This window comes from Acidovorax sp. SRB_24 (genome assembly GCF_012931925.1).
In genome coordinates this window covers 45,566-72,242 of record NZ_MWOM01000001.1, presented here as the reverse complement: position 1 = coordinate 72,242, position 26,677 = coordinate 45,566, and the positions used below count along the sequence as shown (strand labels likewise).

Sequence of the window (26,677 nt, the reverse complement as noted above, 5' to 3'; positions counted from 1 at the left end):
TTTCAGGAAAGTCTAAGATTGTATAGTAAAAAAATGAATTCCAGCACAAGTCCTGCGCATTCTTCGGACGAAATTGAAGGCAGTGTGCAGGGGCACCGCGATGGCCACGGCTATCTGATCCGCGACGACGGCCAAGTCGACATTTTCCTGCCTCCCAACGAGATGCGTGCCGTGCTCCACAAGGACCGTGTGCGCGTGCGCATCGTCCGCCAGGACCGGCGTGGCCGGCCCGAAGGCCGTGTGGTCGAGATCATCGAGCGCCCGCCGCAGCCCATCATCGGCCGCCTGCTGCAGGAAAGCGGCGTCTGGCTGGTCGCGCCCGAAGACAAGCGCTACGGCCAGGATGTGCTGATCCCCTCGGGCGCGCTGGCCATGGCCAAGCCGGGCCAGGTGGTGGTGGTGGAACTCACCGAGCCGCCCGCACTGTTTGGCCAGCCCGTGGGGCGCATCACCGAAGTGCTCGGCGAGGTCGACGACCCCGGCATGGAGATCGAGATCGCGGTGCGCAAGTACGGCGTGCCGCACGAATTTTCCGAGGCCTGCCTGGCCGAGGCCTCGGCTTTGCCCGACAAGGTGCGCGTGCAGGACAAGCGCCAGCGCGTAGACCTGACCGATGTGCCGCTGGTGACCATCGACGGCGAAGATGCGCGCGACTTCGACGATGCCGTCTACTGCGAGCCCGCCAAGGTCGGGCGCGGCAAGGGCTGGCGCCTGCTGGTGGCCATTGCCGACGTGAGCCACTATGTGCAAACCGGCAGCGCCATCGACATCGACGCCTACGAGCGCGCCACCAGCGTGTACTTCCCGCGCCGCGTGATTCCCATGCTGCCCGAGAAGCTCTCCAACGGGCTGTGTTCGCTCAACCCCGATGTCGAGCGCCTGTGCATGGTCTGCGACATGCTGGTCAACGCCAAAGGCGAGGTGCACGCCTACCAGTTCTACCCGGCCGTGATGTTCAGCCATGCGCGCATGACCTACACCGAGGTGGCGGCCATTCTGGCCAACACGCGCGGCCCCGAGGCCGCCAAGCGCAAGGAGCGCGTGCCCGACCTGCTGAACCTGCACGACGTGTACCGCGCCCTGCTGATCGCGCGGCGCGAGCGCGGCGCGGTGGACTTCGAGACCACCGAGACGCAGATCGTCTGCGACGACAACGGCCGCATCGAAAAGATCGTGCCGCGCACGCGCAACGATGCGCACAAGCTCATCGAAGAGGCCATGCTGGCCGCCAACGTCTGCAGCGCCGATTTCATCGCCCAGGGCAAGCAGCACGGCCTGTACCGCGTGCACGAAGGCCCCACGCCGGAAAAGCAGGACATCCTGCGCAACTACCTCAAGGCCATGGCCGTGGGCATGACGATCGGCGACAACCCGCGCCCGGCCGAGTTCCAGGCCATCGCCGAGGCCACCAAGGAGCGGCCTGACGCGCAGCAGATCCACACCATGCTGCTTCGCTCCATGCAACAGGCGATCTACACGCCGGCCAACAGCGGCCACTTCGGCCTGGCATTCGAGGCCTATACGCACTTCACCAGCCCCATCCGGCGCTACCCGGATCTGCTGGTGCACCGCGTCATCAGGGCCATCCTCGGCAACACCAAGTACCGCCTGCCGGCCTTGCCCACGCCGGGCGAGGCGCACGCCAAGCTGGCCAAGCGCCTGGCGGCCCGCGTGGCGCCGCCCACGGCGCCCGGCGAGAAGCCGCGCAAGAAGGAAACCGGCGCCGCGCTGGTCGAAACCCAGGCCTGGGAGGCCGCCGGCCTGCACTGCAGCGCCAACGAGCGCCGCGCCGACGAGGCCAGCCGCGACGTGGAAGCCTGGCTCAAGTGCAAGTACATGCGCGAGCACCTGGGCGAGGAGTACAGCGGCGTGGTCAGCTCGGCCACGAGCTTCGGTGTGTTTGTGACGCTGGACGCGATGTACGTTGAAGGCCTGGTGCACATCACCGAGCTGGGCGGCGAGTACTTCAAGTTCGATGAAGCCCGCCAGGAGCTGCGCGGTGAGCGCAGCGGCACGCGCTATGCCATCGGCACGCGGGTGCGGGTGCAGGTCAGCCGCGTCGATCTGGACGGGCGGCGCATCGACTTCCGCCTGGTGACCGACGGCGAGGTCGTGTCCCCGCGGTCGTCCAAGGACCGCTTCGGCGGGCGCGGCGCAGGCAAGGGGGAGCGGCACCATGCAGCGGCGCCGGAAGCGCCGGCCTCGCCTGCCGTCCCCGAGCACCTGGAGTTGGAGGAGCCGGAGGTCTACCGCAAGCCCGGCAAGCCTTCCACCCAGAAGGCGGCGTTGCTCACCAAGGCGGCCCAGGCCGGCGACGGGGACAGGCCCGCCAAGGGGGCGAAGGGCAAAGGGCGCGGCACGCGCTCCTGAGGTGGCGTGGCGATGGCGGCGCCGCGCCCGCCGCGTGCCGGGGCTGCGCCGTCGGCACGGGCTTCCGATGGGTGTGCTACATAAAATATAGCTGCCAGTGCTTTACCAGAAAGCGTTAGAGGCCTTTTTCATTCAAATCCCATGCCATGGACCGCCAGCCGGCTGGCGGTCAGGGCCTGCTCTGCGGGCCACTGGTCGGCGGCGAGCCCATGCGCGAACACGGCGGCCACGGCGGCCTGCGGTGCGCTGGCACCGCCGGCCAGGCCCGCGCCCACCATGCCGGCCAGCACGTCGCCCGTGCCCGCGGTGGCCAGCCGCGCGTTGCCGGTGGGGTTGATGTGGGGCGCCCGTCCGGGCGCGGCCACCACGGTGCCCGAGCCCTTGAGCACCACGGCGCAGGCGAAGCGCTCGGCCAGCCGCTGCGCCGCCGCCAGCCGGTGCGCCTGCACCTCGGCCGTCTCCTGCCCCAGCAGGCGTGCGGCTTCCAGGGGATGGGGGGTGAGCACCGTGCTCTGGCCACGCTGCGCGCGCGCGCCCAGCGCTTCCTGCAGCGCCGTGTCGGCGGCCACCGCATTGAGCGCGTCGGCGTCCAGCACCAGGCGCGGCGCGCGCGCCAGCACCGGCGCCAGCACGGCGCGCACCGCTTCGCCGCCGCCGCAGCCGCACACCACCGTGAGGTGCTCCAGGGGCAGCACGCCGAAATGGCGCAGCATCAGCTCGGGCTGCTGCGGATCGAGCTCCAGTCTGCCGGCATCGAGCGGGGCCAGCAGCACACGGCCCGCGCCGCTGTGCAGTGCCGCGCGGCCCGCCAGCAGCGCTGCGCCCGACATGCCCATGCCGCGGGCCTGCAGACCCTCGCCGCCGACCACGGCCACATCGCCGTAGCTGCCTTTGTGGCTGGCATGGGGGCGCGCCGCGGCGGGCGGCGGGCCGGCCAGCCAGGCGCTGGCGGGCTCCCCGCCGGGGTCGCAGGCCAGGTCGTCGAACCAGACCGTGCCTGCGGCATCGCGCCCCGCGCCGGTGAACAGCCCGGGTTTGAGCGTCAGCAGGCTCAGCGTGTGGCGCGCGGCCGGCGCCACGGCATCCGGTGGGGTGTCGGCAGCAAACCCGGGGGCGTACTGGCCGGTGTCCGCCTGCAGGCCACTCGGCAGGTCCACGGCCAGCAGCGGGGCTGCGCTGCGGCGCAGTTGCCGCAGCACGCTCAGCAGCGGGCTCTGCGGGTCGGGCGCGGCGCGGCGGTCGCCGGGCGCCAGGCCCAGTCCGAGCAGGGCGTCGATGCACAGGTCGTTCGGGCCCAGTTGCGCCGGCGCGCCGTCGCTGAATGGCACCCCGGCGGCGCGTGCGCGCTGCCACGCTTGCCGGGCGTCTTCGGGGGCCCGTTCAGGGGTGCCCAAGCATGTCACCACCACCTGCAGCCCGTGCCGGTGCAGGTGGATGGCGGCTTCCAGGCCGTCGCCCCCGTTGTTGCCCGGGCCGCAGGCGATCCAGACCGTGCGCGCGTGCGGCGCCAGCGCCCGTGCCAGGTGCGCCACGGCGAGGCCCGCGCGCTGCATCAGCGTGTGTGCGGGCAGCGGGGTGGCGCACAGGCGTTCAATGCGCTGCGTGGCGGCCGTGCCAAATAGCGGGCGCGCGTGGCCGGGCGTGATGCGGTGCATGGGCGGTGCGGGTTGGGGACGAAAACCGCATTGTGCCTTTGGGCCCGTGGCCGGCGCGCTCAAAAACGCTGGGCGTCCAGCCCGTCGAGGCTGACGTCGGGCGCGCGCCCGGCCACGGCGTCCGCCAGCGCCCGGGCGCTGCCGCAGGCCAGGGTCCAGCCGCTGGCGCCGTGGCCGAGGTTGAGCCACAGCCCGGGCCGGCCGCTGGCGCCGACCACCGGGGGGCCGTCGGGCAGGGTGGGGCGGGCGCCGCGCCAGACCTGGAGGCTGCCCGAGAGCTGGGCGCCGCCCGGAAACCAGTCGCTCAGCACCCGGTAGAGCATGCGCAGCGTGGCGCCGTGCGGATCGGTGCCGCGGCGCCCGAGTTCGGCGCCGCCGCTGACGCGCACGCGCTGGCCCAGGCGCACGATGCTGGCCTGGTGGCGCGCATCGACGACCGCGCTGTGCGGCGCGTGCAGGGCCTCGCGCAGGGGCGCGCTGATCGAGCAGCCGTGCAGCGCCACCAGCGGCAGGCGCAGGCCCAGCGGGCGCAGCAGGGCAGCGGAGGCGACGCCCGCGCACAGCACCACCGCATCGAAGCGCCGCGCGGTGGCTTCGCCCTGCACCTGCACGCCGGCCGGCGTGTGGGCCAGTGCGGTGATGCGGGTGTTGAAGTGGAACTGCGCGCCGAGCTGCTGCGCGGCCTGGCGCAGCAGCAGGGCGAACTGGCGGCAGTTGCCGGCCTCGCCGCCGGGCAGGTGCAGGGCGCCGGCCAGCGGGGTCTCGCTCGAGAGGCCGGGCTCGATGCGGCGGGCGGCATCGGCATCGATTTCGTGGGCCACGGTGCCGGCGTCGCGCAGCGCCTGCACGACGGGCTGCAGCGCCGTGGCGTCGGCGGGCGTGCGCAGCAGCAGCAGCATGCCGGTGCTGCGTTCGAACTGCAGCTCCAGCGCATCGGACAGCGCATGGAGCCGGGCGTGGCTGTAGCGCGCCAGGCGCTCCAGCGCCTGCAGCGGCGGCTGAGGTGTGGCGCTGTGTGCGTAGGCGCGCGCCGCGCGGCGCCAGCGGCGCAGCCAGTCCAGGTCGGTGCAGGACAGCGCACGCCCCAGGCGCAGCGTGGCCCGTGCGCCCCAGACGGAGGGGCCTTGGGTCGCGCCCGGGGCCGCCCAGGGTACGAGGGGGCCGGGCGCCAGCAGTGCGCCGGTGGCAAAGCTGGCCTCTTCGGCGGCGCTGCTGCGCGCTTCAAAGACGCTCACGCTGTGCCCGTCGCGGGCAAGCTCGTACGCAGTGGTGACACCGACGATGCCGGCGCCCACAATGGCAATGTTCATGAATGAGGGTGTTTTTGGCCTCTAGCGCAATGCAGTCCTGCGCTAGCAGCTATTGTTTTTGTAGTATTTTCTCGGCCTGCAGGCCCACATTAAGCACCGCATCATCGTGCAGTGCAGCATGCCAGACCATCAACCCCACGGGCAGTTCCCCGGCCACGTGGCAGGGCAGCGACAGCGCGCAGCCGTCGAGCATGTTGACCACGCTGGTGTTGCGCAGCAGTAGGGCGTTGGCGCTGAAGAACGCGGCATCGCGTTCCGCGTCGTGGTCCGGGTCCCGGCCGTCGGCGGGAGCGACCAAGGCGATGGGGGGCGCCACCATGGGCACGGTGGGCGAGAGCAGGGCGTCGAACCCGGCCATGGCGGTCTCCATGCGCGCGATCCAGTCGCGGCGTGCGCGCAGCAGGTCGATGTAGTCGGCTGCCAGCATGGTGGCGCCGCGTTCGATGCGGCTGCGCACGCGCGGGTCATAACGATCGCCGCGCGCCGCCAGTAGCTGGCGGTGCCAGGCATGGCTTTCGGCGGCGGAGAGGCTGCCGTTGGCCTGCATGTCACCCAGTTCGCCCACCTCGGGCAAAGCCATTTCCACAATGGGCGCGCCGGCCTGGCGCAAGGTGTCGAGCGTGCGCGCGAAGGCGTGGGCCACGGTCGGGTCCAGTCCATCGAGAAAAACGCTCTGGGGCACCGCCAGCCGCCATGCCGACAGCGGCGCCGGGCTGCGCGTCACGCGCCGCGCCGCCAGGATCTCGTGCGCGGTGACCGCGTCGCGCACGGAGCGCGTCACGGCGCAGGCGGTGTCGAGCGTCGAAGACAGCGGCACGGCGCCCGTGGTCGGCACGAGCCGGGCCGTGTTCTTGAAGCCGACGATGCCGTTGAGCGCGGCCGGAATGCGGATCGAGCCGCCGGTGTCCGAACCCAGCCCGATGAAGGCCGCGCCCGTGGCCACCGACACGCCCGCACCCGACGAGGAGCCGCCCGGCACGCGGGCCGGTCCGGGCAGCGCGCCGCTGCGCGCGTCCCAGGCGGCCGGCGTAGCGCAGTGCGGGTTGGTGCCGACGCCCGAAAAGGCGAACTCGACCATGTGCGTGCGCCCGATGAGGGCCGCGCCGGCCGCGCGCAGCCGCGCCACGGCAGCGCAGTCGGCCTGTGCGGCGGGGGCGTCGGCCAGCACCACGCTGCCGGCCGGGGTGGGCTGGCCCTGGAGGTCGAACAGATCCTTGACCGACACCGCGAGGCCGGCCAGCGGCAGGTGCTGCACTTTTGGGTCGGCCGCGGTGGCGCGGGCCGCATCGAACAGCGTGCGCGTCCATGCCGGCGCGCACGCGGGTGCCTGGGCTGCGGCGATGCAGCGCTCCATTTCGGCAGTGGCGCTGGTCTGGCGTGCCTGCAGCATGCGCCGCGTGGTGTCAATGTCTTGGAGCATGGCTGTGCTAGAATCTTTGGGTTTTGCTGGACCGTGGAAGCTTGTGGCGCGTGGCGCTTGGGGTGGCTGCGCTTTGGCAAGGCAAATAGCAAACCAGCCCTATCAAGGTGTTGCTGCCCCTGGCGGGCCGCAATGGAAGGGCTGGATTTTAGACCCAACCTTTGGAGAATTCTCATGTCCGTTACCATGCGCGAAATGCTGGAAGCCGGTGTCCACTTCGGTCACCAGACCCGTTTCTGGAACCCCAAGATGGCCCCGTACATCTTCGGCCACCGCAACAAGATCCACATCGTCAACCTGGAAAAGTCGCTGCCGATGCTCCAGGACGCGGCCAAGTTCGCCAAGCAGCTGTCGGCCAACCGCGGCACGATCCTGATGGTCGGCACCAAGCGCCAGGCCCGCGACACCATTGCCGCCGAAGCCGCGCGCGCTGGCGTGCCTTTCGTGAACCAGCGCTGGCTGGGTGGCATGCTGACCAACTTCAAGACCGTGAAGACTTCGATCAAGCGCCTCAAGGACATGAAGGCCCAGCAAGAAGCGGGCCTCGAGTCGCTGAGCAAGAAAGAGCAGCTCATGTTCACCCGCGAAATCGAGAAGCTGGAGAAGGACATCGGCGGCATCCAGGACATGGCCGCGCTGCCCGACGCCATCTTCGTGATCGACGTGGGCTTCCACAAGATCGCCGTCGCCGAAGCCAAGAAGCTGGGCATCCCGCTGATCGGCGTGGTCGACACCAACCACTCCCCCGAAGGCATCGACTACGTGATCCCCGGCAACGATGACTCGGCCAAGGCCGTGGACCTCTATGCCCGCGCCATTGCCGATGCCATCCTCGCAGGCCGCAACGATGCGCTCAACGACGTCGCCAAGGCCGTGGTCAGCGAAGGCTCGGACGAGTTCGTGGAAGTGGAAGAATCCGCCGCCTAAGCCCCGGGCCGCGCGAAGCATCGCGAGAAAAAGAGGGGCTCATTTGGCCCCCTTTTTTTATCTTGAACCGATTGAATTGAATACGGAGAAACACAGATGGCTGCAATTACCGCAAGCATGGTCGCCGAACTGCGCGCCAAGACCGACGCCCCCATGATGGAGTGCAAGAAGGCCCTGACCGAGGCCGAGGGCAACATGGACAAGGCCGAAGAGCTGCTGCGCGTCAAGCTCGGCAGCAAGGCCGGCAAGGCCGCTTCGCGCGTCACCGCCGAAGGGGTGGTAGCCAGTACGATCAACGGCACCACGGGTGCACTGGTCGAAGTGAACTGCGAGACCGATTTCGTCACGAAGAACGACAGCTTCATCGCCCTGGTGCAGGCCGCTGCCGACCTGATCGCCCAGCACAACCCCGCCGACGTGGCCGCCCTGGGCGCGCTGCCCTATGAGCAAGACAGCTTCGGTCCCACGCTCGAAGACGTGCGCAAGGGCCTGATCGGCAAGATCGGCGAGAACATGTCGTTCCGCCGCTTCAAGCAATTCTCGGGCGGCAGCAAGCTGGCGTCTTACCTGCACGGCACGCGCATCGGCGTGGTGGTCGAGTACGAAGGCGACGAAGTGGCCGCCAAGGACGTGGCCATGCACATCGCCGCGATGAAGCCCGTGGCCCTGACCAGCGCCGACGTGCCGGCCGAGCTGATCGAAAAAGAGCGCTCGGTGGCAGCCGCCAAGGCCGACGAAGACAAGAAGGCTGCCGAATCCGCAGGCAAGCCCGTGCAGTCCGATGAAATCGTGGCCAAGCGCATCGAGGGCGGCGTGCAGAAGTTCCTCAAGGAAGTCTCGCTGTTCAACCAGCCCTTCGTGAAGAACGACAAGCAGACCGTCGAGCAGATGCTCAAGGCCGCCGGCACCACCGTCAAGGGCTTTACCCTTTACGTCGTCGGTGAAGGCATCGAGAAGAAGGTCGACGACTTCGCCGCCGAAGTGGCCGCCCAGGTCGCCGCCGCCAAGGCTTCCGCCTGATCGCAGACCCCAGCCGCCATCCCTTACCGCATCTGACCCACGGAGAATCCCCCATGTCCATCGCTACGCCAGCCTACAAGCGTATTTTGCTCAAGCTGTCTGGTGAGGCGCTGATGGGGGACGATGCGTTCGGCATCAACCGCGCCACCATTGTCCGGATGGTGGAAGAGGTGGCCGAGGTCACCCGCATGGGGGTCGAGGTCGCCGTGGTGATCGGTGGCGGCAATATCTTTCGCGGCGTCGCGGGCGGGGCGGTCGGCATGGACCGCGCCACCGCCGACTACATGGGCATGCTGGCCACGGTGATGAACGCGCTGGCCCTGGCCGATGCCATGGTCAAGCAAGGCGTCACCGCGCGCGTGATGTCGGCCATCTCCATCGAGCAGGTGGTCGAGCCCTATGTGCGTCCCAAGGCACTGCAGTACCTCGAAGAAGGCAAGGTGGTGGTGTTCGCTGCCGGCACCGGCAACCCCTTTTTCACCACCGACACGGCGGCCGCGCTGCGTGGCGCCGAAATCGGTGCCGAGCTGGTGCTCAAGGCCACCAAGGTGGACGGAGTTTATACCGCCGATCCGCACAAGGATCCCACGGCCACGCGCTACACGAAACTCAGTTTCGACGAGGCCATGGCCCGCAACCTGGGCATCATGGATGCCACGGCCTTCGCCCTGTGCCGCGACCAGAAGCTGCCTGTGAAGGTGTTCTCGATCGTCAAGCCCGGTGCGCTCAAGCGCGTGGTGATGGGTGAAGACGAAGGCACGCTGGTTTACGCTTGACGGCTGCGCGCGCGCCACGCGGTGTGCGGCGTGCACGCAGGCCCCGGACTTGAGGAGAAAACATGACTGTCGATATCAAGAACAACATGGAAGCCAAGATGGAACAGTCCATCACGGCGTTCAAGAACAACCTGCTGAAGATCCGCACCGGCCGTCCCAGCCCGGCGCTGCTCGATTCGGTCCACGTCGATTACTACGGCTCCATGGTGCCGCTGAGCCAGGTCGCCAACGTGCAGCTGCTCGACGCCCGCACGCTGAGCGTCCAGCCCTGGGAGAAGGGCATGGGCGCCAAGATTGAAAAGGCCATCCGCGAAAGCGATCTGGGGCTGAACCCGGCCTCGATGGGCGACCTGATCCGCGTGCCCATGCCGCCGATGAGCGAGGAGCGGCGCAAGGAAATGACCAAACTGGCGCGCAACGAAGGTGAATCGGCCAAGATTGCCGTGCGCAACCTGCGCCGCGACGCCAACGAGGCGGTGAAGAAGCTGGTCAAGGACAAGCTCGCATCCGAAGACGACCAGAAACGCGCCGAGGCGGACATCCAGAAGGTCACCGACCGGCACATCGCCGCCATCGATGCCTTGGTGGCTGCCAAAGAGCACGACATCATGGCCGTCTGAGGCCGACGGCCTTGCCCGCATCTCTTGCCCCCGCGCCGGGGCTGCCCCACCACATTGCCATCGTCATGGATGGCAACGGCCGCTGGGCCAAGCGCCGCTTCCTGCCGCGCTTGGCGGGGCACCAGCAGGGCGTCGATGCGCTGCGGCGCTGCGCCCAGGCCTGTGCGCGCCGCGGCGTCGGCGTTCTCACGGTGTTTGCGTTTTCCTCTGAAAACTGGAGCCGGCCCGCGGACGAGGTCTCCGGCCTCATGGAGTTGCTGGCACTGGCGCTGGCGCGCGAGGTGCCGCAACTGGGGCGCGATGGCGTGCGCCTGCACTTCGTCGGCGAGCGCGCCGGTCTGTCCGACAAGGTGCGCCGGGGCCTTGAGCAGGCCGAGTCCGGCACCGCCCACAACACCCGCCTGGTGCTCAACGTGTGCTTCAACTATGGCGGGCGCTGGGATATCGCGCAGGCTGCGGCCACGCTGGCGGCGCGCGGCGAACCGATCACCGAGGCCAGCCTCAACGGGGCGATGGCCCTGGCCCATGTGCCCGATCCCGACCTGCTGATCCGCACGGGCGGCGAGATGCGCCTGAGCAATTTTCTGCTATGGCAGGCCGCCTATTCCGAGCTGGTGTTCAGCGACCGCCTCTGGCCGGAGTTCGCCGAGGCAGATTTAGATAACGCCATCGCCGCTTACCAAGCGCGCGAGCGCCGCTTTGGTAAAACATCCGACCAAGTTGTGTCCGAGCACCCGCCTGCGGTGCGCACCTGAAGGGCCCCATGCTGAAACAGCGCGTTATCACTGCCCTGGTATTGCTGGCGATTTTGCTGCCCGCACTGTTCTATCCGTCGCCCTGGCCGTTCGCCGCCGTGGTTCTGGTGCTGATGGCGGCGGGCGCCTGGGAGTGGGGGCGCCTGAATGCACTGGGTATGGCCGCTTCGTGCGCTGTGGGCGCAGCCTGTGTCGCACTGTGCGCCCTGAGCTGGAGCCTGGGCTGGCTGCAGCGCCCCCTGACCGCCTTGTGGGTGGTGGGCGGCGCAATGTGGGTTCTGGGCGGCGCCTGGCTGCTGCATGCGGGCGTGCCAGGCTGGCCGCGCATTCCCGCCGCATTTCGGCTGGTGGGTGGCGTGCTGGCGCTGTGGCTGGCCTGGCTGGCTGTGGTGCAGGCGCGCATGGCCGGCGTCAACTTTTTGCTGTCGGTGCTGCTGCTGGTCTGGGCTGCCGACATCGCGGCGTACTTTGCGGGCCGCGCCTTTGGCCTGCGCTTCACCAAAAACAAGCTTGCGCCCAGCATCAGCCCCGGCAAGAGCTGGGAAGGCGTCTGGGGCGGCATCGCGGGGGTGCTGCTGCTGGCGCTGGTCTGGGTCGCCGCCGATGCCGCACTGCAGGCCGCCGTGCCCAGCTTCTATACCCGCCTGGTGCGCCAGGGCTGGTGGCTCTTGCTGGTGGCCGTGCTGTTCATGGCCGCGATGAGCGTGGTCGGTGACCTGGTCGAGTCGCTCATCAAGCGCAGCGCCGGGGTCAAGGACAGCAGCGGGCTGCTGCCGGGGCACGGCGGCGTGCTCGACCGCGTGGACGCGCTGTTGCCCACGCTGCCGCTGGCAATGATGATCTATTCCCTAGTACACGCATGAAACAACGCCTGACGGTTCTGGGCTCGACCGGCTCGATTGGCACCAGCACGCTTGACGTGGTGGTGCGCCACCCCGAGCGCTTTGAGGTGTTTGCGCTGAGTGCTTGCACCCAGGTGGACCTGATGCTGGCGCAATGCGCGCAGTTCCAGCCGCGCTATGCCGTGATGGCGAGCGCGCCGCACGCCCGCTTGCTGGCCGAAAAAATCAAGGTAAATGGGCTTGAAACGCAGGTTCTGCAGGCGCAGGATGCTCTTGAAACGATAGCATCCCATTCAGAAGTCGATGCCGTGATGGCGGCCATCGTCGGCGCGGCCGGCCTGGCGCCCTGTCTGGCGGCCGCGCGTGCCGGCAAGCGCCTGCTGCTGGCCAACAAGGAGGCCCTGGTCGTCGGCGGCGAGGTCTTCCTGCGTGCCGTGCGCGAGGGCGGCGCCACGCTGTTGCCGATCGACAGCGAACATTCGGCCATTTTCCAGTCGCTGCCCGAAGACCCCGCCATGTGGGCGCAGCGCGTGGACAAGATCATCCTGACGGCGTCCGGCGGACCGTTTCGCCAGCGCGCGCCGGGCAGCCTGCGCGACGTCACGCCCAGCGAAGCCTGCGCCCACCCCAACTGGGTCATGGGGCGCAAGATATCGATCGACTCGGCCACCATGATGAACAAGGCGCTGGAGGTGATCGAGGCGCGCTACCTGTTCGGCCTGGCGCCCGCGCAGTTTGATGTGGTGATCCACCCGCAAAGCACCATCCATTCGATGGTGCAGTACCGCGACATGTCGGTCGTCGCGCAACTGGGCACGCCCGACATGCGCGTGCCGATCGCGTACGGCCTGGCCTGGCCCGAGCGCGTGGCCTCTGGGGCTGCGGCGCTGGACTTTCATGCGCTCAGCGCCATGACGTTCGAGGCCATCGACGACCATGGCCACCCCGAGCGCTTCCCGGGCCTGCGCCTGGCGTGGGAGGTGCTCGCCGCACCGGCGGGCACGACGGCGGTGCTCAATGCCGCCAACGAGGTGGCCGTGGCCGAGTTCCTGGAGCAACGCATCCGCTTTGACCAGATCCACGCCGTCAACCTTGCAACTTTGGAGGCTGTGCAGCCGTCCAATCCGGATTCCCTGGAAGCCTTGCTGGCCCTCGATGCGCGCGCGCGCGCTGCGGCGCTGCGCAGCGCGGGCCGCATGGCAACCTGAATCCCGGTCCTGACCCTGGAGCGCCCACCATGCTGACCGCTGTTGCTTTCATCGTTGCACTGGGGGTGTTGATCGCGGTGCACGAATACGGCCACTACCGCGTGGCCGTGGCCTGTGGTGTCAAGGTGCTGCGTTTTTCGGTGGGTTTCGGCCCGTCGGTGCTGCGCTGGCAGCCCCCGAACTCGCCCACCGAATTCGTGCTCGGTGCGTTCCCGCTCGGCGGGTATGTGCGCATGCTCGACGAACGCGAGGCCCCGGTGCCGCCCGAGGAGCGGCACTTGGCTTTCAATGCCCAGCCGCTGCGCGCGCGCGCCGCCATCGTCGCGGCCGGGCCGGCAGCCAACCTGCTGCTGGCCATCGTGCTCTATGCCGCCGTCAACTGGAGCGGAGTCGAGGAGCCCATGGCCTACCTGGCCAGCCCCGTCGAAGGCTCGGTCGCGCAATCGGCGGGACTGCACGGCGGCGAACTGGTGCGCAGCGCCGCTCTGGGCGCAGACGATGCGCGCCCCGTGCGCTCGTTCGAGGACCTGCGCTGGCTGCTCACCCGTGCCACGCTCGACGGCGTGCCCGTGCGGCTGGAGCTGGAGCCCCGGCCGGGCGCCGCGCTGCGTTCGGTGGTGCTGCCGTTGGACCAGGTCGACGCGAGCCAGGCCGACGCGCAACTCCTGCGCAAGGTCGGCATCCTGGGGCCTTGGACGCGCCCGGTCATCGGCGAGGTGGTGCAGGGGGGGGCGGCACAGCGTGCCGGCCTGCGCGCCGGAGACCTCGTGCTGCGCATCGGCGCCACCAGCGTGGTGGATGGGCAGCAATTGCGCGAGCTGATACGCGCTTCGGTGCGCGGCGCGCAGCCCCTGTCCCAGGCATGGCGCGTGGAGCGCGGCGGGCAGGCGCTGGACCTGGAGGTCACTCCCGATGTGCTGCAGGAGGCCACCGGCGCCATAGGCCGCATCGGCGCCTATGTCGGCGCGGCGCCGCAATTCACCACGGTGCAGTATGGGCCGCTTGAGGGCCTGTGGGGCGGGGTCACGCGCACCTGGGAGGTGTCCTTGCTCACCGTGCGCATGATGGGCCGCATGGTGGTAGGCGAGGCATCGCTCAAGAACCTGAGCGGACCGCTGACGATTGCCGACTACGCAGGTCGCTCGGCCAGCATGGGGCTGACGCAGTACCTGGTGTTTCTGGCGCTCATCAGCGTCAGCCTGGGGGTGCTGAACCTGCTGCCCTTGCCCGTCCTCGACGGAGGGCACCTGATGTATTATCTTTGGGAAGGCGTGACCGGCAAGGCCGTGTCCGACGCCTGGATGGAGCGCTTGCAGCGCGGCGGCATTGCGGTGCTGCTGCTCATGATGTCCATCGCCTTGTTCAACGATATCACCCGGCTCTTTGGCTAATCTTCTGTCCGCCAGTGTGTGGCCTTGGCGGCACCGGCTTCATTCATGAAAAAACACATCCATCGCTTTGGCGTGCGCACCGCGTCAGCCGTTGCCGCCATGATTTTTGCCGCCCAGGCGGCATGGGCCCTGGAGCCGTTCAAGGTCCAGGACATCCGGGTCGAGGGCCTGCAGCGCGTCGAGCCGGGAACCGTCTTTGCCTCCATGCCGGTGCGCGTGGGCGATGAATACAGCGACGAAAAAGGCGCTGCAGCGATCCGTGCGCTGTTTGCGCTGGGGCTGTTCAAGGACGTGCGGCTGGAAGCCAGTGGCAACGTGCTCGTGGTGGTGGTCGAAGAGCGCCCCACCATCGCCGATGTGGACTTTGCCGGTGCGCGCGAATTCGACAAAGAAGCGCTCAAGAAGAGCATGCGCGACGTCGGTCTGGCCGAGGGGCGCCCGTTCGACAAGGCGCTGGCCGACCGGGCCGAGCAGGAACTCAAGCGCCAGTACCTGAACAAGAGTTTTTATGCAGTCGACGTGGTGACGACCGTGACACCGATCGAGCGCAACCGCGTCAACCTCACCTTCACCGTGGTCGAGGGCGAGCCGGCGCGCATCAAGGACATCCGCATCGTCGGCAACCAGGCGTTCAGCGAATCCACGCTCAAGGGCCTGTTCGAGCAGGACACCGGCGGCTGGCTGAGCTGGTACACCAAGTCCGACCGCTACGCACGCACCAAACTCAATGCCGACCTGGAAACCCTGCGCTCCTACTACCTGCAGCGCGGCTATCTGGAGTTCCGCATCGATTCCACCCAGGTGGCCATTTCGCCCGACAAGCAGGATATCTCGGTCACCGTGAATGTCACCGAAGGCCAGCGCTATGTGGTCTCGGGCGTCAAGCTCGAAGGCAACTACCTCGACCGCGAAGACGAGTTCAAGTCGCTGGTCACCATCCGGCCGGGCGAGCCGTACAACGCCGACGAAGTGGCGGCCACCACCAAAGCTTTCACCGACTATTTCGCCAATTTCGGCTTTGCGTTCGCGCGGGTCGAAGCCGTGCCCGAGGTCGACCGCGCCAACAACCGCGTCGCCTTCGTGCTGCAGGCCGAGCCAGCGCGCCGTGCTTACGTCAGGCGCATCAATGTGGCTGGCAACAACCGCACGCGCGACGAAGTGGTGCGGCGCGAATTCCGCCAGTTCGAGGCGTCGTGGTACGACGGCGACAAGATCAAGCTCTCGCGCGACCGCGTGGACCGCCTGGGCTATTTCACCGAGGTCAATGTGGAGACGCAGGAAGTGCCCGGCGCCCCCGACCAAGTGGACTTGCTGATCACCGTGGCCGAAAAGCCCACGGGTTCCCTGCAACTGGGCGCAGGTTTCTCCAGCGCCGAAAAGATTGCCCTGTCTTTTGCGATCAAGCAGGAAAACGCCTTCGGCTCCGGCAACTTCCTGGGTGTGGAAGTCAACACCAGCAAGTACCGGCGCACCCTGGTGCTCAGCACCACCAACCCGTATTTCACGCCGGATGGCGTCTCGCGCACGCTGGACCTGTATTACCGCACCGACAAGCCGTACCAGGACCAAGGCGGAAATTACGAATTGGTCACCACGGGCGCCAGCATGCGTTTCGGCGTCCCATTCAGCGAAACCGATACCGTGTTCTTCGGTGGTGGCCTGGAGCAGACCCAAATCAAGCCAGGTACCAACATCCCAGCCGCTTACCTGGACTATGCAGACCGCTTTGGCTTCACCAGCGCGTCTGTGCCGCTCACCATTGGCTGGACGCGCGACGACCGCGACAGTGCTCTGGCACCCAATTCAGGCCGCTACCAGCGCCTCAATTCCGAATGGTCGGTGGCTGGCGACGCTCGCTATGTGCGCGCCAACTACCAGTACCAGCAATATGTCCCCCTGAACAAGAAGTTCACCCTGGCCTTCAATGGTGAGCTGGGTCTGGGCAAGGGCATGAATGGCCGTCCTTTCCCGGTGTTCAAGAACTTCTATTCGGGCGGCCTGGGTTCGGTGCGGGGTTTTGACCAGGGCACCCTGGGGCCGCGCGACGTGACAGGCTCGTCGCTGGGCGGGCCGAAAAAAGTCACGCTCAATGCGGAACTGATTGCGCCTTTCCCCGGCGCGGGCAATGATCGCACGCTGCGCGTGTTCACCTTCGTCGACGTGGGCAACGTGTACGGCGACCATGAGAAAGTAAATTTCAGTGAAATGCGTGCGTCCGCGGGAATCGGCTTGAGCTGGATATCCCCGCTGGGCCCGTTGCGCATTGCCTTTGCCCAGCCGGTGCGCAAGTTCGCCGGCGATAGAATCCAGAAACTGCAATTCCAGATTGGAACGTCCTTCTAATGAAATCTCTTTCTCGCCATTTTTCCCTGGCCCTGCTTTTGGGTTCCCTGGTGGCCGCTGCGCCGGCACATGCGCAGGAGTTCAAGGCTGGCTTTGTCAACACCGACCGTATCTTCCGGGAAGCCAACAGCGCCAAGGCCGCGCAGGCCAAGCTGGAGCAGGAATTCTCCCGCCGCGAAAAGGAACTGATCGACCAAGGCAACACGCTGAAGGCTGCGACCGAGAAGTTCGAGCGTGATGCCCCGACCATGGCCGAGAGCCAGCGCACCGCGCGCCAGCGCCAGCTGGTGGACCAGGACCGCGACTTCCAGCGCAAGCGCCGCGAGTTCCAGGAAGACCTGAACGCGCGCAAGAACGAAGAGCTCAGCCAGGTGCTGGAGCGCGCCAACAAGGTGGTCAAGCAGGTGGCCGAAGCTGAAAAGTACGACGTGATCCTGCAAGAGGCCGTGTACATCAACCCCAAGCACGACATCACCGAGAAGGTGCTCAAGGCACTCAATGCGGCGTCCGGCAAGTAAGCACGGGCTGCGTGCGGTGGGGGCCCAGTGAGCCTGCGTCTTGCGCAGTTCGTCGAGGCACTGGGCGGAACCCTCGAAGCCGACCCCGACCTACCCATCGATCGGCTTGCGCCGCTCGATGTGGCGGGGCTCCGGGACCTGAGCTTCCTGAGCAACCCGCGCTACCAGCAGCAACTGGCCGCCTCCAAGGCGGCCTGTGTCATTGTGGCGCCCGCGCTGCGAGATGCCGCGCTGGCGCGGGGCGCGTGCATTGTTGCGGACGATCCCTATGTGTATTTCGCCCGTGCCACGCAGCTCTGGAAGAAACACCACGCGCCGCCCCCGGTGGCGGGAGTGCATGCCAGCGCGGTGGTCGATAGCGCGGCCCTCGTGCATCCCAGCGCATCGATAGGCCCTTTGTGCGTCGTGGAGCGTGGCGCCCACGTGGGCGCGGGCACCGTGCTCAAGTCGCGCGTCACCGTGGGCGAGGACTGCCACATCGGCGCGCGCTGCATCGTGCATGCGGGCGTGGTCATTGGTGCTGATGGCTTTGGCTTTGCCAGCGAAGGCGGCGCCTGGGTGAAGATCGAGCAGCTGGGCGCCGTGCGCATTGGCGACGATGTCGAGATCGGCGCGAACACCTGCATCGACCGCGGCGCACTGCTGGACACCGTGATCGAGGATGGTGTCAAGCTCGACAACCTCGTGCAGATTGGCCACAACGTGCGCGTGGGCCGCCACACGGCCATGGCCGGCTGCGTGGGTGTGGCCGGAAGCGCCACCATCGGCGCGCATTGCACGGTCGGCGGCGGCGCCATCGTGCTCGGGCATCTGACGCTGGCGGACAACGTGCACATCTCTGCGGCCACAGTGGTCACTCGCTCGCTCACCCGGCCTGGGCAGTACACCGGCATGTTCCCCATCGACGACAATGCGCGCTGGGAAAAGAACGCTGCGACACTCAAACAACTGCACAGCTTGCGCGAGCGCATCAAGGCGCTGGAGCAGACCCTCAAGGCAGCATGAACGGAAGAACAACTCGATGATGGATATCCACGCAATTCTCAAGCAACTGCCCCACCGTTACCCGTTTCTGTTGGTGGACAAGGTGATCGAGCTTGAGAGCAACACCCGCATCAAGGCCATCAAGAACGTCACGTTCAATGAGCCGTATTTCATGGGGCATTTCCCCGGTCGCCCTGTGATGCCTGGTGTATTGATCCTCGAAGCGTTGGCACAGGCGGCGGGCCTGTTGGCTTTTGATGCCATGGGCAAGGTGCCAGATGAAAACAACATCTACTATTTCGTCGGTATCGACGGCGCGCGTTTCAAGCGCCCGGTAGAGCCGGGCGACCAGCTGATCCTGTCCATCACCATCGACCGCGTGCGCGGTGGCATCTGGAAGTTCAAGGGTGTGGCCAGCGTGGGTGACGAAGTGGCTTGCGAAGCCGAACTCATGTGCACCATGCGCTCCGTGGCCTGATGCTTCTGAGGTGAATTTTCCGTGAGCAGCATCCATCCCACCGCTGTGGTTGACGCGCAGGCGCGCATCGACAGCTCGGTCCACATTGGCCCGTACTGCGTGATCGGTCCCCAGGTCACCATCGGTGCGGGTACCACCGTGGGCGCACATTGCGTGATCGAGGGACACACCACCATCGGCCGCGACAACCGCATTTTCCAGTTCGCCTCGCTCGGCGCCGCGCCGCAGGACAAGAAGTACGCAGGCGAACCCACGCGCCTGGTGATTGGCGACCGCAATACCATCCGCGAGTTCTGCACCTTCAACACCGGCACCGCGCAGGACCGGGGCGTGACCACCATCGGCAACGACAACTGGATCATGGCCTACGTGCACATCGCGCACGACTGCGTGGTGGGCGACCAGACCATCCTGGCCAACAACGCGACGCTGGCCGGCCACGTGCACGTGGGCGACCACGCCATCATTGGCGGCCTGACCGGGGTGCACCAGTTCACCCAGGTCGGCGCGCACGTGATGGCCGGTTTTGCCAGCCACATTTCGCAGGACGTGCCGCCCTTCATGATGGTCGACGGCAACCCGCTGGCCGTGCGCGGGCTCAACCTCGAAGGCCTGCGCCGGCGTGGTTTCTCGCCCGCCCGCATCGCCGCCATCAAGCAGATGCACCGCTTGCTGTACCGCCAGGGCCTGACCTTCGAGGCCGCGCGCAGCGCCATTGCCGAACTGCCCGGCATGCACCCGGAGGCAGAGGGCGACATCGCGCTCCTGCTGGCCTTTCTTGACACCTCCGCGCGCGGCATCGCGCGTTGACCCCATGACCCATTCAGTACCTCGCGTCGCGATGGTGGCGGGCGAGACGTCTGGCGACCTGCTCGCCGGCCTGCTGCTCGATGGCCTGCGCAGCCTGTGGCCCGACCTGCCCAGCCAGGGCATCGGTGGCCCGCAGATGGTGCAGCGCGGCTTTGACGCCTGGTGGCCGAGCGAGAAGCTGGCCGTGCACGGCTACAGCTTCGAGGTGCTGCGCCGCCTGGCCGAAATCATCGGCATCCGCAAGCAGCTGCGCGCGCGCCTGCTGCAGCACAAGCCCGACGTGTTCATCGGTGTCGATGCGCCCGACTTCAACCTGGGCCTGGAGGCCGACCTGCGCGCCGCCGGCGTCAAGACCGTGCATTTCGTCTGCCCGTCGATCTGGGCCTGGCGGGCCGAGCGGGTCGAGAAAATCTGCCGCAGCACCGACCATGTGCTGTGCATCTTCCCGTTCGAGCCCGAACTGCTGGCGCGCCACGGCATTGCCGCCACCTACGTGGGGCATCCGCTGGCCGCCGTCATCCCGATGGAGCCCGACCGCGCGGCCGCGCGCGCGCGGCTCGGACTGGGCCTGGACGACGAGGTCCTGGCCATCCTGCCGGGCAGCCGGCGGGCCGAGGTGCAGTACATCACTCCTTCGTTCTTTCAGGCTGCAGCGCTTATCAGGCGAACGCATCCAGCTATCAAAATGGTAGTGCCGGCGGTGCCCGCGCTGCGCGATCGGATCGCGCGCATGGCGCAGGAGTGCGGCCTCGGCGACGCTGTGCACATCGTCACCGGCCAGTCGCACACGGTGCTGGCCGCCTGCGACGTGACCTTGATCGCCAGCGGCACGGCCACGCTGGAGGCTGCGCTGTTCAAGCGCCCCATGGTCATCGGCTACCGCATGCACCCCCTGAGCTGGCGCCTGATGCGGCGCAAGCAGTTGCAGCCATGGGTGGGCCTGCCCAATATTCTGTGTGGCGACTTCGTCGTGCCCGAGCTGATCCAGGACGCCGCCACGCCGCAGGCTCTGGCCGCGGCCGTGCTGCAGTGGTTCGACGACCGCCATGACAACCCCCAACGCATGGCTGCGCTGGCGCAGCGCTTCACCGCGCTGCACCATAGCCTGCAGCGCAACACTCCCCAATTGGCCGCCGATGCGATCCGCAAAATCCTCCACCCCTGAGCAGCACTGCCTGCAGTGGCACCCGCCCGGCCTGATGGCCGGGGTGGACGAGGCCGGCCGCGGCCCGCTGGCCGGGCCGGTGGTGGCGGCGGCCGTCATCCTCGACGACCTGCGCCCCATCGCGGGCCTGGCCGATTCCAAGAAGCTCACCGCCGCGCGGCGCGAAGCGCTGTTCGACGAGATCCGCGCCAAGGCGCTGTGCTGCAGCATTGCCGAGGCCAGCGTCGAAGAAATCGACCGCCTGAACATCCTGCAGGCCACCCTGCTGGCCATGCGCCGCGCCGTGCTCGGCCTGCGCCTCAAGCCCGTGATGGTGCTGGTCGACGGCAACCGCCTGCCGGTGCTCGACGTGCCCGCCGAGGCCATCGTCAAGGGCGACGCCCTGGTCCAAGCCATTTCGGCCGCGTCCATCCTGGCCAAGGTGCACCGCGACCGCTGGTGTGCGCAGGTGCATGGCCAGTACCCCGAGTACGGCTTCGCCGGCCACAAGGGCTATGGCACGGCGGCCCACCTGGCGGCGCTGCGCGCGCACGGCGCCAGCCCGCTGCACCGCAGCTCGTTCGCGCCCGTGGCGCAGCTTTTGCGCCGGAGCCCTGCATGACGTCCGCCCAGGTCACCCACATCCAGTCGCGCGACAACGCCTTCGTCAAGGACCTGCGGCGCCTGGCGCAGGACAGCACGGCCTACCGCAAGCAGGGCCGCGTCTGGCTGGAGGGGGACCACCTGTGCCGCGCGGCGCTGGCCCGCGGCCTGGCGCCCGCCGTCGCCGTGTTTTCGGAGTCTTTTTGGCCTTTGGCGCCCGCCCAGTATGCGCAAACAGCTATCAAAATAATAGTCCTCGCGGATGCGCTGTTTGCCGACATCAGCGGCCTGGAGTCGCCCGCGCAGATGGGCTACCTGATGGACGTTCCCGCCGCGCCCGCGCTGGCGCCCTCGACCGCCACCGTGGTGCTGGACCGCGTGCAGGACGCCGGTAACGTCGGCTCCATCCTGCGCAGCGCCGCCGCTTTCGGCTTTGGCCAGGTGCTGGCGCTCAAGGGCACGGCAGCGCTGTGGGCGCCCAAGGTGCTGCGCGCCGGCATGGGCGCGCATTTCGGTCTGCGCCTGGTCGAGGCACTGGAGCCCGATGCGCTCGAGGCCCTGCAGATGCCGCTCATCGTGACCAGCTCGCACGAAGGCGCGCTGATACAGCAGCAGCACCTGCCCTGGCCCTGCGCCTGGGCCCTGGGCCATGAAGGGCAGGGCGTGGGCGAGGCCGTCGCGGCGCGCGCGGCGCTGTCGGTGCGCATCGGCCAGCCGGGCGGCGAGGAGTCGCTCAACGTGGCCGCCGCGGCCGCGATCTGCCTGCACGCCAGCGCGGTCGGCGCCTTCGCGGCGTCGGCGCAAACCCGGTAAGAGGCCGGGTTTTCCCGCGTTCGGCCGGCATTGGCGGCATTGCGCTGGCTATAATGGGCGGCTTTTCCGCACCCACATACGCCTAGCGCAGCTTCTTAGCCGACCCCCACAAAAGCTTTTGCAAGAGACTTGTCTCTTGCGCCGCTGGGCGTAACCGTAACCAAACCGGAGTACCCAGTGCTTTTGTCTCTACAGGGAACCTTCCCGCCCGCCATCCTGGCGCTCGCAGACGGCACGGTCTTTATCGGCAATTCGATTGGTGCCACTGGCACCACCGTCGGCGAGGTGGTGTTCAACACCTCCATGACCGGCTACCAGGAAGTCCTCACCGACCCCAGCTACTGCCAGCAGATCGTGACGCTCACGTATCCGCACATCGGCAACTACGGGGTCAATGCCGAGGACGTCGAATCCCATAAAGTCCAAGCCGCAGGCCTCGTCATCAAAGACCTGCCGTTGCTGGCCAGCAACTTTCGCTCCACCGAAACCCTGTCCGCGTACCTGGTGCGCGAGGGGACCGTGGCCATCGCCAACATCGACACCCGCCAGCTCACCCGTCTGCTGCGCAGCCAAGGCGCGCAAAACGGCGCCATCGTTGGCCTGGCCGTGGGCGAAGCCGTGACGCAGGCACACATCGACCAAGCGATTGCCGCTGCGCAGGCCGCGCCCAGCATGGCCGGCCTGGACCTGGCCAAGGTGGTGACGACCGGCACCTCCTACGATTGGACAGAAACCGAATGGACGCTGGGTCAGGGCTACGGCACGCAGACCGCACCCCGGTTCCATGTCGTTGCCTATGACTTCGGTGTCAAGCGCAACATCCTGCGCATGCTGGCCGAGCGCGGCTGCAAGGTGACGGTGGTGCCGGCGCAAACGCCGGCGGCCGATGTGCTGGCGCTGCAGCCCGACGGCGTGTTCCTGTCCAACGGCCCGGGCGACCCGGCACCCTGCACCTACGCCATCGAGGCAGTGCGCACCATCGTGGACAGCGGCGTTCCCACATTCGGTATCTGCCTGGGACACCAGATCATGGCCCTGGCCGCCGGCGCTAGGACGTTCAAGATGGTCCACAGCCACCACGGCGCCAACCACCCGGTGAAAGAGCTGGCCACCGGCCGCGTCAGCATCACCAGCCAGAACCACGGGTTTGCGGTCGAGCTGGACGCGCTGCCCTCCCACTTGCGGGCCACGCACCTGAGCCTTTTCGATGGCACCTTGCAAGGCCTGGAGCACACCAACCGCCCAGCATTTAGCTTCCAGGGCCATCCCGAGGCCTCGCCTGGCTCGTCGGACATCGACACCCTGTTTGACCGCTTCACGGACCTGATGGAGATACACAAGAATGCCTAAGCGCACAGACATCAAAAGCGTCCTGATCATCGGCGCCGGTCCCATCATCATCGGCCAGGCCTGCGAGTTCGACTACTCGGGCGTGCAGGCCTGCAAGGCGCTGCGCGAGGAGGGCTACAAGGTCATCCTGATCAACAGCAACCCCGCGACGATCATGACCGACCCGGCCACCGCCGACGTTACCTACATCGAGCCCATCACCTGGCAAACGGTCGAGAAGATCATCGCCAAGGAGCGCCCCGATGCCATCCTGCCGACCATGGGTGGCCAGACGGCGCTGAACTGCGCCCTGGACCTCTGGCACAACGGCGTGCTCGACAAGTACAAGGTCGAGCTGATCGGGGCCAAGCCCGAAGCCATCGACAAGGCCGAGGACCGCCTGAAGTTCAAGGATGCCATGACCAAGATCGGTCTGGGTTCGGCGCGCTCGGGCATTGCCCACAGCATGGACGAAGCCTGGGCGGTGCAAAAGGAAATGGGTTTTCCCACCGTGATCCGACCCAGCTTCACGCTGGGCGGCACCGGCGGCGGCATCGCCTACAACCCCGAGGAGTTCGAGACCATCTGCAAGCGCGGCCTCGAAGCTTCGCCCACCAACGAGTTGCTGATCGAAGAGTCGCTGCTCGGCTGGAAAGAGTTCGAGATGGAAGTGGTGCGCGATACCGCGGACAACTGCATCATCGTCTGTTCGATCGAGAACCTCGACCCGATGGGCGTGCACACCGGCGACTCGATCACCGTGGCCCCCGCACAGACGCTGACCGACAAGGAATACCAGATCCTGCGCAACGCCAGCCTGGCCGTGTTGCGCGAGATCGGCGTGGACACGGGGGGCTCGAACGTGCAGTTCGCCATCAACCCCAACGACGGCCGCATGGTCGTGATCGAGATGAACCCGCGCGTCTCGCGCTCCTCGGCGCTGGCCTCCAAGGCCACGGGCTTTCCGATCGCCAAGGTGGCGGCCAAGCTGGCCGTCGGCTACACGCTCGATGAGCTCAAGAACGACATCACGGGCGGTGCCACGCCGGCCTCGTTCGAGCCCAGCATCGACTACGTGGTCACCAAGATCCCGCGCTTCGCGTTCGAAAAATTTCCCACGGCCGACAGCCGCCTGACCACCCAGATGAAGAGCGTGGGCGAGGTGATGGCCATGGGCCGCACCTTCCAGGAATCCTTCCAGAAAGCCCTGCGCGGCCTGGAAGTGGGCGTGGACGGCATGAACGAGAAGACGCAGGACCGCGAAGTGCTTGAAAAGGAACTGGGCGAGCCCGGCCCCGAGCGCATCTGGTACGTGGGCGACGCCTTCGCCATGGGCCTGTCGGTCGATGAGGTGTTTGAACTCACCAAGATCGACCGCTGGTTCCTGGTGCAGATCGAGCAGATCGTGAAGATCGAGCTCGACATCGACCGCTTGGTGGCCGAAAAAGGCGAGGGCGCCCTGGCCGCGCTCGACGCCGCCACGCTGCGCACGCTCAAGCAAAAGGGCTTCTCCGACCGCCGCCTGGCCAAGCTGCTCAAGATCACCGAAAAGGCCGTGCGCGAAGCCCGCCATGCGCTGAACGTGCGCCCCGTGTACAAGCGCGTGGACACCTGCGCCGCCGAATTCGCCACCGACACCGCCTACCTGTATTCGACCTACGAAGGCAACGGCGACGGCGAGTGCGAGGCCGAGCCGACCACCAACAACAAGATCATGGTGCTCGGCGGGGGCCCGAACCGCATCGGCCAGGGCATCGAGTTCGATTACTGCTGCGTGCACGCGGCGCTCGCCATGTGTGAGGACGGTTATGAAACCATCATGGTCAACTGCAACCCCGAAACCGTCTCGACCGACTACGACACGTCCGACCGCCTGTACTTCGAGCCCGTCACGCTCGAAGACGTGCTCGAGATCGTCGACAAGGAAAAGCCCGTCGGCGTGATCGTGCAGTACGGTGGCCAGACGCCTTTGAAGCTCGCGCTCGACCTGGAGGCCGCGGGCGTCCCCATCATCGGCACCAGCCCCGACATGATCGACGCGGCCGAAGACCGCGAGCGCTTCCAGTCCCTGCTGCACAAGCTCAACCTGCGCCAGCCGCCCAACGCCACCGCGCGCACCGAGCCCGAGGCGCTGGAGAAGGCCGCTGCGCTGGGCTACCCGCTGGTGGTGCGCCCGAGCTACGTGCTGGGTGGCCGCGCCATGGAAATCGTGCACGAGCAGCGCGACCTCGAGCGCTACATGCGCGAGGCTGTCAAGGTGAGCCACGACTCGCCCGTGCTGCTCGACCGCTTCCTCTCCAATGCCATCGAATGCGACGTGGACTGCGTGCGCGATTCTGCGGGCGTCACCTTCATCGGCGGCGTGATGGAGCACATCGAGCAGGCCGGCGTGCACAGCGGCGACTCGGCCTGCTCGCTGCCACCGTACTACCTGTCGGCCGCGACCGTGGCCGAGATCAAGCGCCAGACCGCGGCCATGGCCGAAGGCCTGAATGTGGTGGGCCTGATGAACGTGCAGTTCGCGATCCAGGAAGTGGAAGAGAACGGCGCCAAGAAGGACGTGATCTATGTGCTCGAAGTGAACCCGCGCGCCTCGCGCACGGTCCCCTTCGTCAGCAAGGCCACCGGGATCCAGCTGGCCAAGGTGGCCGCGCGCTGCATGGTGGGCCAGACGCTGGCGTCGCAGGGCATCACCCACGAGGTGACGCCGCCGTACTTCAGCGTGAAGGAGGCCGTGTTCCCCTTCGTCAAGTTCCCCGGCGTGGACACCATCCTCGGCCCCGAGATGAAGTCCACCGGCGAGGTGATGGGCGTGGGCAAGACCTTTGGCGAGGCTTTTGTGAAGAGCCAGCTGGGTGCCGGCACCAAGCTGCCGACCTCGGGCCGCGTGTTCATGACGGTGAAGAATGCCGACAAGCCGCGTGCCGTCGACATCGCGCGCCAGCTTGTGGCCCTGGGCTTCGAACTGGTGGCGACCAAGGGCACGGCGGCGGCCATCGAGGCCGCGGGCGTGCCGGTCAAGGTGGTCAACAAGGTGACCGAAGGCCGTCCGCACATCGTGGACATGATCAAGAACGACGAGATCGTCATGGTCATCAACACGGTGGAGGAGCGCCGCAACGCCATCTCCGACTCGCGGGCGATCCGCACCTCGTCGCTGCTGGCGCGCGTGACCACCTTCACGACCATCTTCGGCGCCGAAGCGGCCGTCGAAGGCATGCAGCACCTGGAGCAACTGGACGTGATCTCGGTGCAGGAAATGCACGCCCAACTGCTGGCGTGAGCATTTCCAAAAGCGGCATAATGGCCGCCTGAACCAACACCGCCGCGCGGCAACGTGCGGCGGTTTGCTTTTGGGGCG

Annotated in this window: 22 protein-coding genes; 19 read left to right on the top strand and 3 right to left on the bottom strand. The window is 67.4% G+C overall.

The genetic code is table 11. From position 1 onward, the window contains the following. Positions 1–33: 33 nt before the first annotated feature. Positions 34–2,370: a ribonuclease R gene (rnr, locus tag B2J89_RS00300; protein WP_240964663.1), complete on the top strand. Its 2,337-nt coding sequence runs from the start codon at positions 34–36 to the stop codon at positions 2,368–2,370. Positions 2,371–2,498: 128 nt separating this feature from the next. Here rnr and B2J89_RS00295 read toward each other — a convergent pair whose 3' ends face one another. From B2J89_RS00295 to B2J89_RS00285, 3 genes are read right to left on the bottom strand one after another with little or no spacing between them, the layout of a single operon-like run. Further along, the gene (locus tag B2J89_RS00295) at positions 2,499–4,025 is read right to left on the bottom strand and encodes an NAD(P)H-hydrate dehydratase (RefSeq protein WP_169167232.1); all 1,527 of its coding nucleotides are present in this window, start codon (positions 4,023–4,025) and stop codon (positions 2,499–2,501) included. Positions 4,026–4,084: 59 nt separating this feature from the next. Beyond that, on the bottom strand, positions 4,085–5,335 hold the full coding sequence (locus B2J89_RS00290) for an FAD-dependent oxidoreductase (RefSeq protein ID WP_169167231.1): 1,251 nt from the start codon (positions 5,333–5,335) through the stop codon (positions 4,085–4,087). A gap of 49 nt (positions 5,336–5,384) precedes the next feature. Continuing rightward, positions 5,385–6,755, bottom strand: coding sequence for an amidase (locus B2J89_RS00285; protein WP_169167230.1), 1,371 nt, complete (start codon positions 6,753–6,755; stop codon positions 5,385–5,387). Between the two features lie 174 nt (positions 6,756–6,929). Here B2J89_RS00285 and rpsB point away from each other — a divergent pair, with 174 nt between their 5' ends. The 18 genes from rpsB to carB all read left to right on the top strand — a co-directional run bounded on the left by rpsB (position 6,930) and on the right by carB (position 26,599). After that, complete coding sequence (gene rpsB, locus B2J89_RS00280; RefSeq protein WP_169167229.1) at positions 6,930–7,682, top strand: 30S ribosomal protein S2; 753 nt, start codon at positions 6,930–6,932, stop codon at positions 7,680–7,682. Positions 7,683–7,778: 96 nt separating this feature from the next. Continuing rightward, positions 7,779–8,702 carry a translation elongation factor Ts gene (gene tsf / locus B2J89_RS00275; protein ID WP_169167228.1) on the top strand — a complete coding sequence of 308 codons (924 nt, stop codon included), beginning with the start codon at positions 7,779–7,781 and terminating at the stop codon, positions 8,700–8,702. Positions 8,703–8,755: 53 nt separating this feature from the next. Further along, positions 8,756–9,478 (top strand): UMP kinase, encoded by a 723-nt coding sequence (gene pyrH, locus B2J89_RS00270; protein WP_169167227.1) that lies wholly within the window; start codon positions 8,756–8,758, stop codon positions 9,476–9,478. 62 nt (positions 9,479–9,540) lie between these two features. Then, positions 9,541–10,098, top strand: a complete 558-nt coding sequence (gene frr, locus B2J89_RS00265) for a ribosome recycling factor (RefSeq protein ID WP_169167226.1) — start codon at positions 9,541–9,543, stop codon at positions 10,096–10,098. Positions 10,099–10,109: 11 nt separating this feature from the next. After that, positions 10,110–10,853: a polyprenyl diphosphate synthase gene (uppS, locus tag B2J89_RS00260; protein ID WP_256368385.1), complete on the top strand. Its 744-nt coding sequence runs from the start codon at positions 10,110–10,112 to the stop codon at positions 10,851–10,853. 8 nt (positions 10,854–10,861) lie between these two features. Then, on the top strand, positions 10,862–11,716 hold the full coding sequence (locus tag B2J89_RS00255; protein WP_169167225.1) for a phosphatidate cytidylyltransferase: 855 nt from the start codon (positions 10,862–10,864) through the stop codon (positions 11,714–11,716). After that, positions 11,713–12,903 (top strand): 1-deoxy-D-xylulose-5-phosphate reductoisomerase, encoded by a 1,191-nt coding sequence (gene dxr / locus B2J89_RS00250; protein ID WP_169167224.1) that lies wholly within the window; start codon positions 11,713–11,715, stop codon positions 12,901–12,903. The genes B2J89_RS00255 and dxr overlap by 4 nt, the downstream gene beginning before the upstream one ends. 29 nt (positions 12,904–12,932) lie before the next feature. Further along, positions 12,933–14,294 carry an RIP metalloprotease RseP gene (rseP, locus tag B2J89_RS00245; RefSeq protein ID WP_169167223.1) on the top strand — a complete coding sequence of 454 codons (1,362 nt, stop codon included), beginning with the start codon at positions 12,933–12,935 and terminating at the stop codon, positions 14,292–14,294. A gap of 45 nt (positions 14,295–14,339) precedes the next feature. After that, a complete protein-coding gene (gene bamA / locus B2J89_RS00240) occupies positions 14,340–16,637 on the top strand; it encodes an outer membrane protein assembly factor BamA (protein WP_169167222.1) in 2,298 nt (765 codons plus the stop codon). Then, the gene (locus B2J89_RS00235; RefSeq protein WP_169167221.1) at positions 16,637–17,155 is read left to right on the top strand and encodes an OmpH family outer membrane protein; all 519 of its coding nucleotides are present in this window, start codon (positions 16,637–16,639) and stop codon (positions 17,153–17,155) included. The genes bamA and B2J89_RS00235 overlap by 1 nt, the downstream gene beginning before the upstream one ends. Before the next feature lie 27 nt (positions 17,156–17,182). Next, the gene (lpxD, locus tag B2J89_RS00230; protein ID WP_169167220.1) at positions 17,183–18,160 is read left to right on the top strand and encodes a UDP-3-O-(3-hydroxymyristoyl)glucosamine N-acyltransferase; all 978 of its coding nucleotides are present in this window, start codon (positions 17,183–17,185) and stop codon (positions 18,158–18,160) included. 16 nt (positions 18,161–18,176) lie between these two features. After that, positions 18,177–18,617, top strand: a complete 441-nt coding sequence (fabZ, locus tag B2J89_RS00225; RefSeq protein WP_169167219.1) for a 3-hydroxyacyl-ACP dehydratase FabZ — start codon at positions 18,177–18,179, stop codon at positions 18,615–18,617. A gap of 21 nt (positions 18,618–18,638) precedes the next feature. Next, positions 18,639–19,427, top strand: coding sequence for an acyl-ACP--UDP-N-acetylglucosamine O-acyltransferase (gene lpxA, locus B2J89_RS00220; protein ID WP_169167218.1), 789 nt, complete (start codon positions 18,639–18,641; stop codon positions 19,425–19,427). A gap of 4 nt (positions 19,428–19,431) precedes the next feature. After that, positions 19,432–20,592 (top strand): lipid-A-disaccharide synthase, encoded by a 1,161-nt coding sequence (lpxB, locus tag B2J89_RS00215; protein ID WP_169167217.1) that lies wholly within the window; start codon positions 19,432–19,434, stop codon positions 20,590–20,592. After that, the gene (rnhB, locus tag B2J89_RS00210) at positions 20,564–21,193 is read left to right on the top strand and encodes a ribonuclease HII (protein ID WP_169167216.1); all 630 of its coding nucleotides are present in this window, start codon (positions 20,564–20,566) and stop codon (positions 21,191–21,193) included. Before lpxB ends, rnhB begins: the two co-directional genes overlap by 29 nt. Further along, positions 21,190–21,987: an RNA methyltransferase gene (locus tag B2J89_RS00205; RefSeq protein WP_169167215.1), complete on the top strand. Its 798-nt coding sequence runs from the start codon at positions 21,190–21,192 to the stop codon at positions 21,985–21,987. Before rnhB ends, B2J89_RS00205 begins: the two co-directional genes overlap by 4 nt. A 177-nt stretch (positions 21,988–22,164) precedes the next feature. Next, positions 22,165–23,337, top strand: coding sequence for a glutamine-hydrolyzing carbamoyl-phosphate synthase small subunit (gene carA, locus B2J89_RS00200; RefSeq protein WP_169167214.1), 1,173 nt, complete (start codon positions 22,165–22,167; stop codon positions 23,335–23,337). Continuing rightward, on the top strand, positions 23,330–26,599 hold the full coding sequence (carB, locus tag B2J89_RS00195; RefSeq protein ID WP_169167213.1) for a carbamoyl-phosphate synthase large subunit: 3,270 nt from the start codon (positions 23,330–23,332) through the stop codon (positions 26,597–26,599). Before carA ends, carB begins: the two co-directional genes overlap by 8 nt. Positions 26,600–26,677: the final 78 nt, after the last annotated feature.

Bases quoted from the DNA above. Each gene is read 5' to 3' on its own strand.
- rnr (WP_240964663.1), top strand. From the start codon at position 34: ATGAATTCCAGCACAAGTCCTGCGCATTCTTCGGACGAAATTGAAGGC.
- B2J89_RS00295 (WP_169167232.1), bottom strand. From the start codon at position 4,025: ATGCACCGCATCACGCCCGGCCACGCGCGCCCGCTATTTGGCACGGCC.
- B2J89_RS00290 (WP_169167231.1), bottom strand. From the start codon at position 5,335: ATGAACATTGCCATTGTGGGCGCCGGCATCGTCGGTGTCACCACTGCG.
- B2J89_RS00285 (WP_169167230.1), bottom strand. From the start codon at position 6,755: ATGCTCCAAGACATTGACACCACGCGGCGCATGCTGCAGGCACGCCAG.
- rpsB (WP_169167229.1), top strand. From the start codon at position 6,930: ATGTCCGTTACCATGCGCGAAATGCTGGAAGCCGGTGTCCACTTCGGT.
- tsf (WP_169167228.1), top strand. From the start codon at position 7,779: ATGGCTGCAATTACCGCAAGCATGGTCGCCGAACTGCGCGCCAAGACC.
- pyrH (WP_169167227.1), top strand. From the start codon at position 8,756: ATGTCCATCGCTACGCCAGCCTACAAGCGTATTTTGCTCAAGCTGTCT.
- frr (WP_169167226.1), top strand. From the start codon at position 9,541: ATGACTGTCGATATCAAGAACAACATGGAAGCCAAGATGGAACAGTCC.
- B2J89_RS00255 (WP_169167225.1), top strand. From the start codon at position 10,862: ATGCTGAAACAGCGCGTTATCACTGCCCTGGTATTGCTGGCGATTTTG.
- dxr (WP_169167224.1), top strand. From the start codon at position 11,713: ATGAAACAACGCCTGACGGTTCTGGGCTCGACCGGCTCGATTGGCACC.
- rseP (WP_169167223.1), top strand. From the start codon at position 12,933: ATGCTGACCGCTGTTGCTTTCATCGTTGCACTGGGGGTGTTGATCGCG.
- bamA (WP_169167222.1), top strand. From the start codon at position 14,340: ATGAAAAAACACATCCATCGCTTTGGCGTGCGCACCGCGTCAGCCGTT.
- B2J89_RS00235 (WP_169167221.1), top strand. From the start codon at position 16,637: ATGAAATCTCTTTCTCGCCATTTTTCCCTGGCCCTGCTTTTGGGTTCC.
- fabZ (WP_169167219.1), top strand. From the start codon at position 18,177: ATGATGGATATCCACGCAATTCTCAAGCAACTGCCCCACCGTTACCCG.
- lpxB (WP_169167217.1), top strand. From the start codon at position 19,432: ATGACCCATTCAGTACCTCGCGTCGCGATGGTGGCGGGCGAGACGTCT.
- rnhB (WP_169167216.1), top strand. From the start codon at position 20,564: ATGCGATCCGCAAAATCCTCCACCCCTGAGCAGCACTGCCTGCAGTGG.
- B2J89_RS00205 (WP_169167215.1), top strand. From the start codon at position 21,190: ATGACGTCCGCCCAGGTCACCCACATCCAGTCGCGCGACAACGCCTTC.
- carB (WP_169167213.1), top strand. From the start codon at position 23,330: ATGCCTAAGCGCACAGACATCAAAAGCGTCCTGATCATCGGCGCCGGT.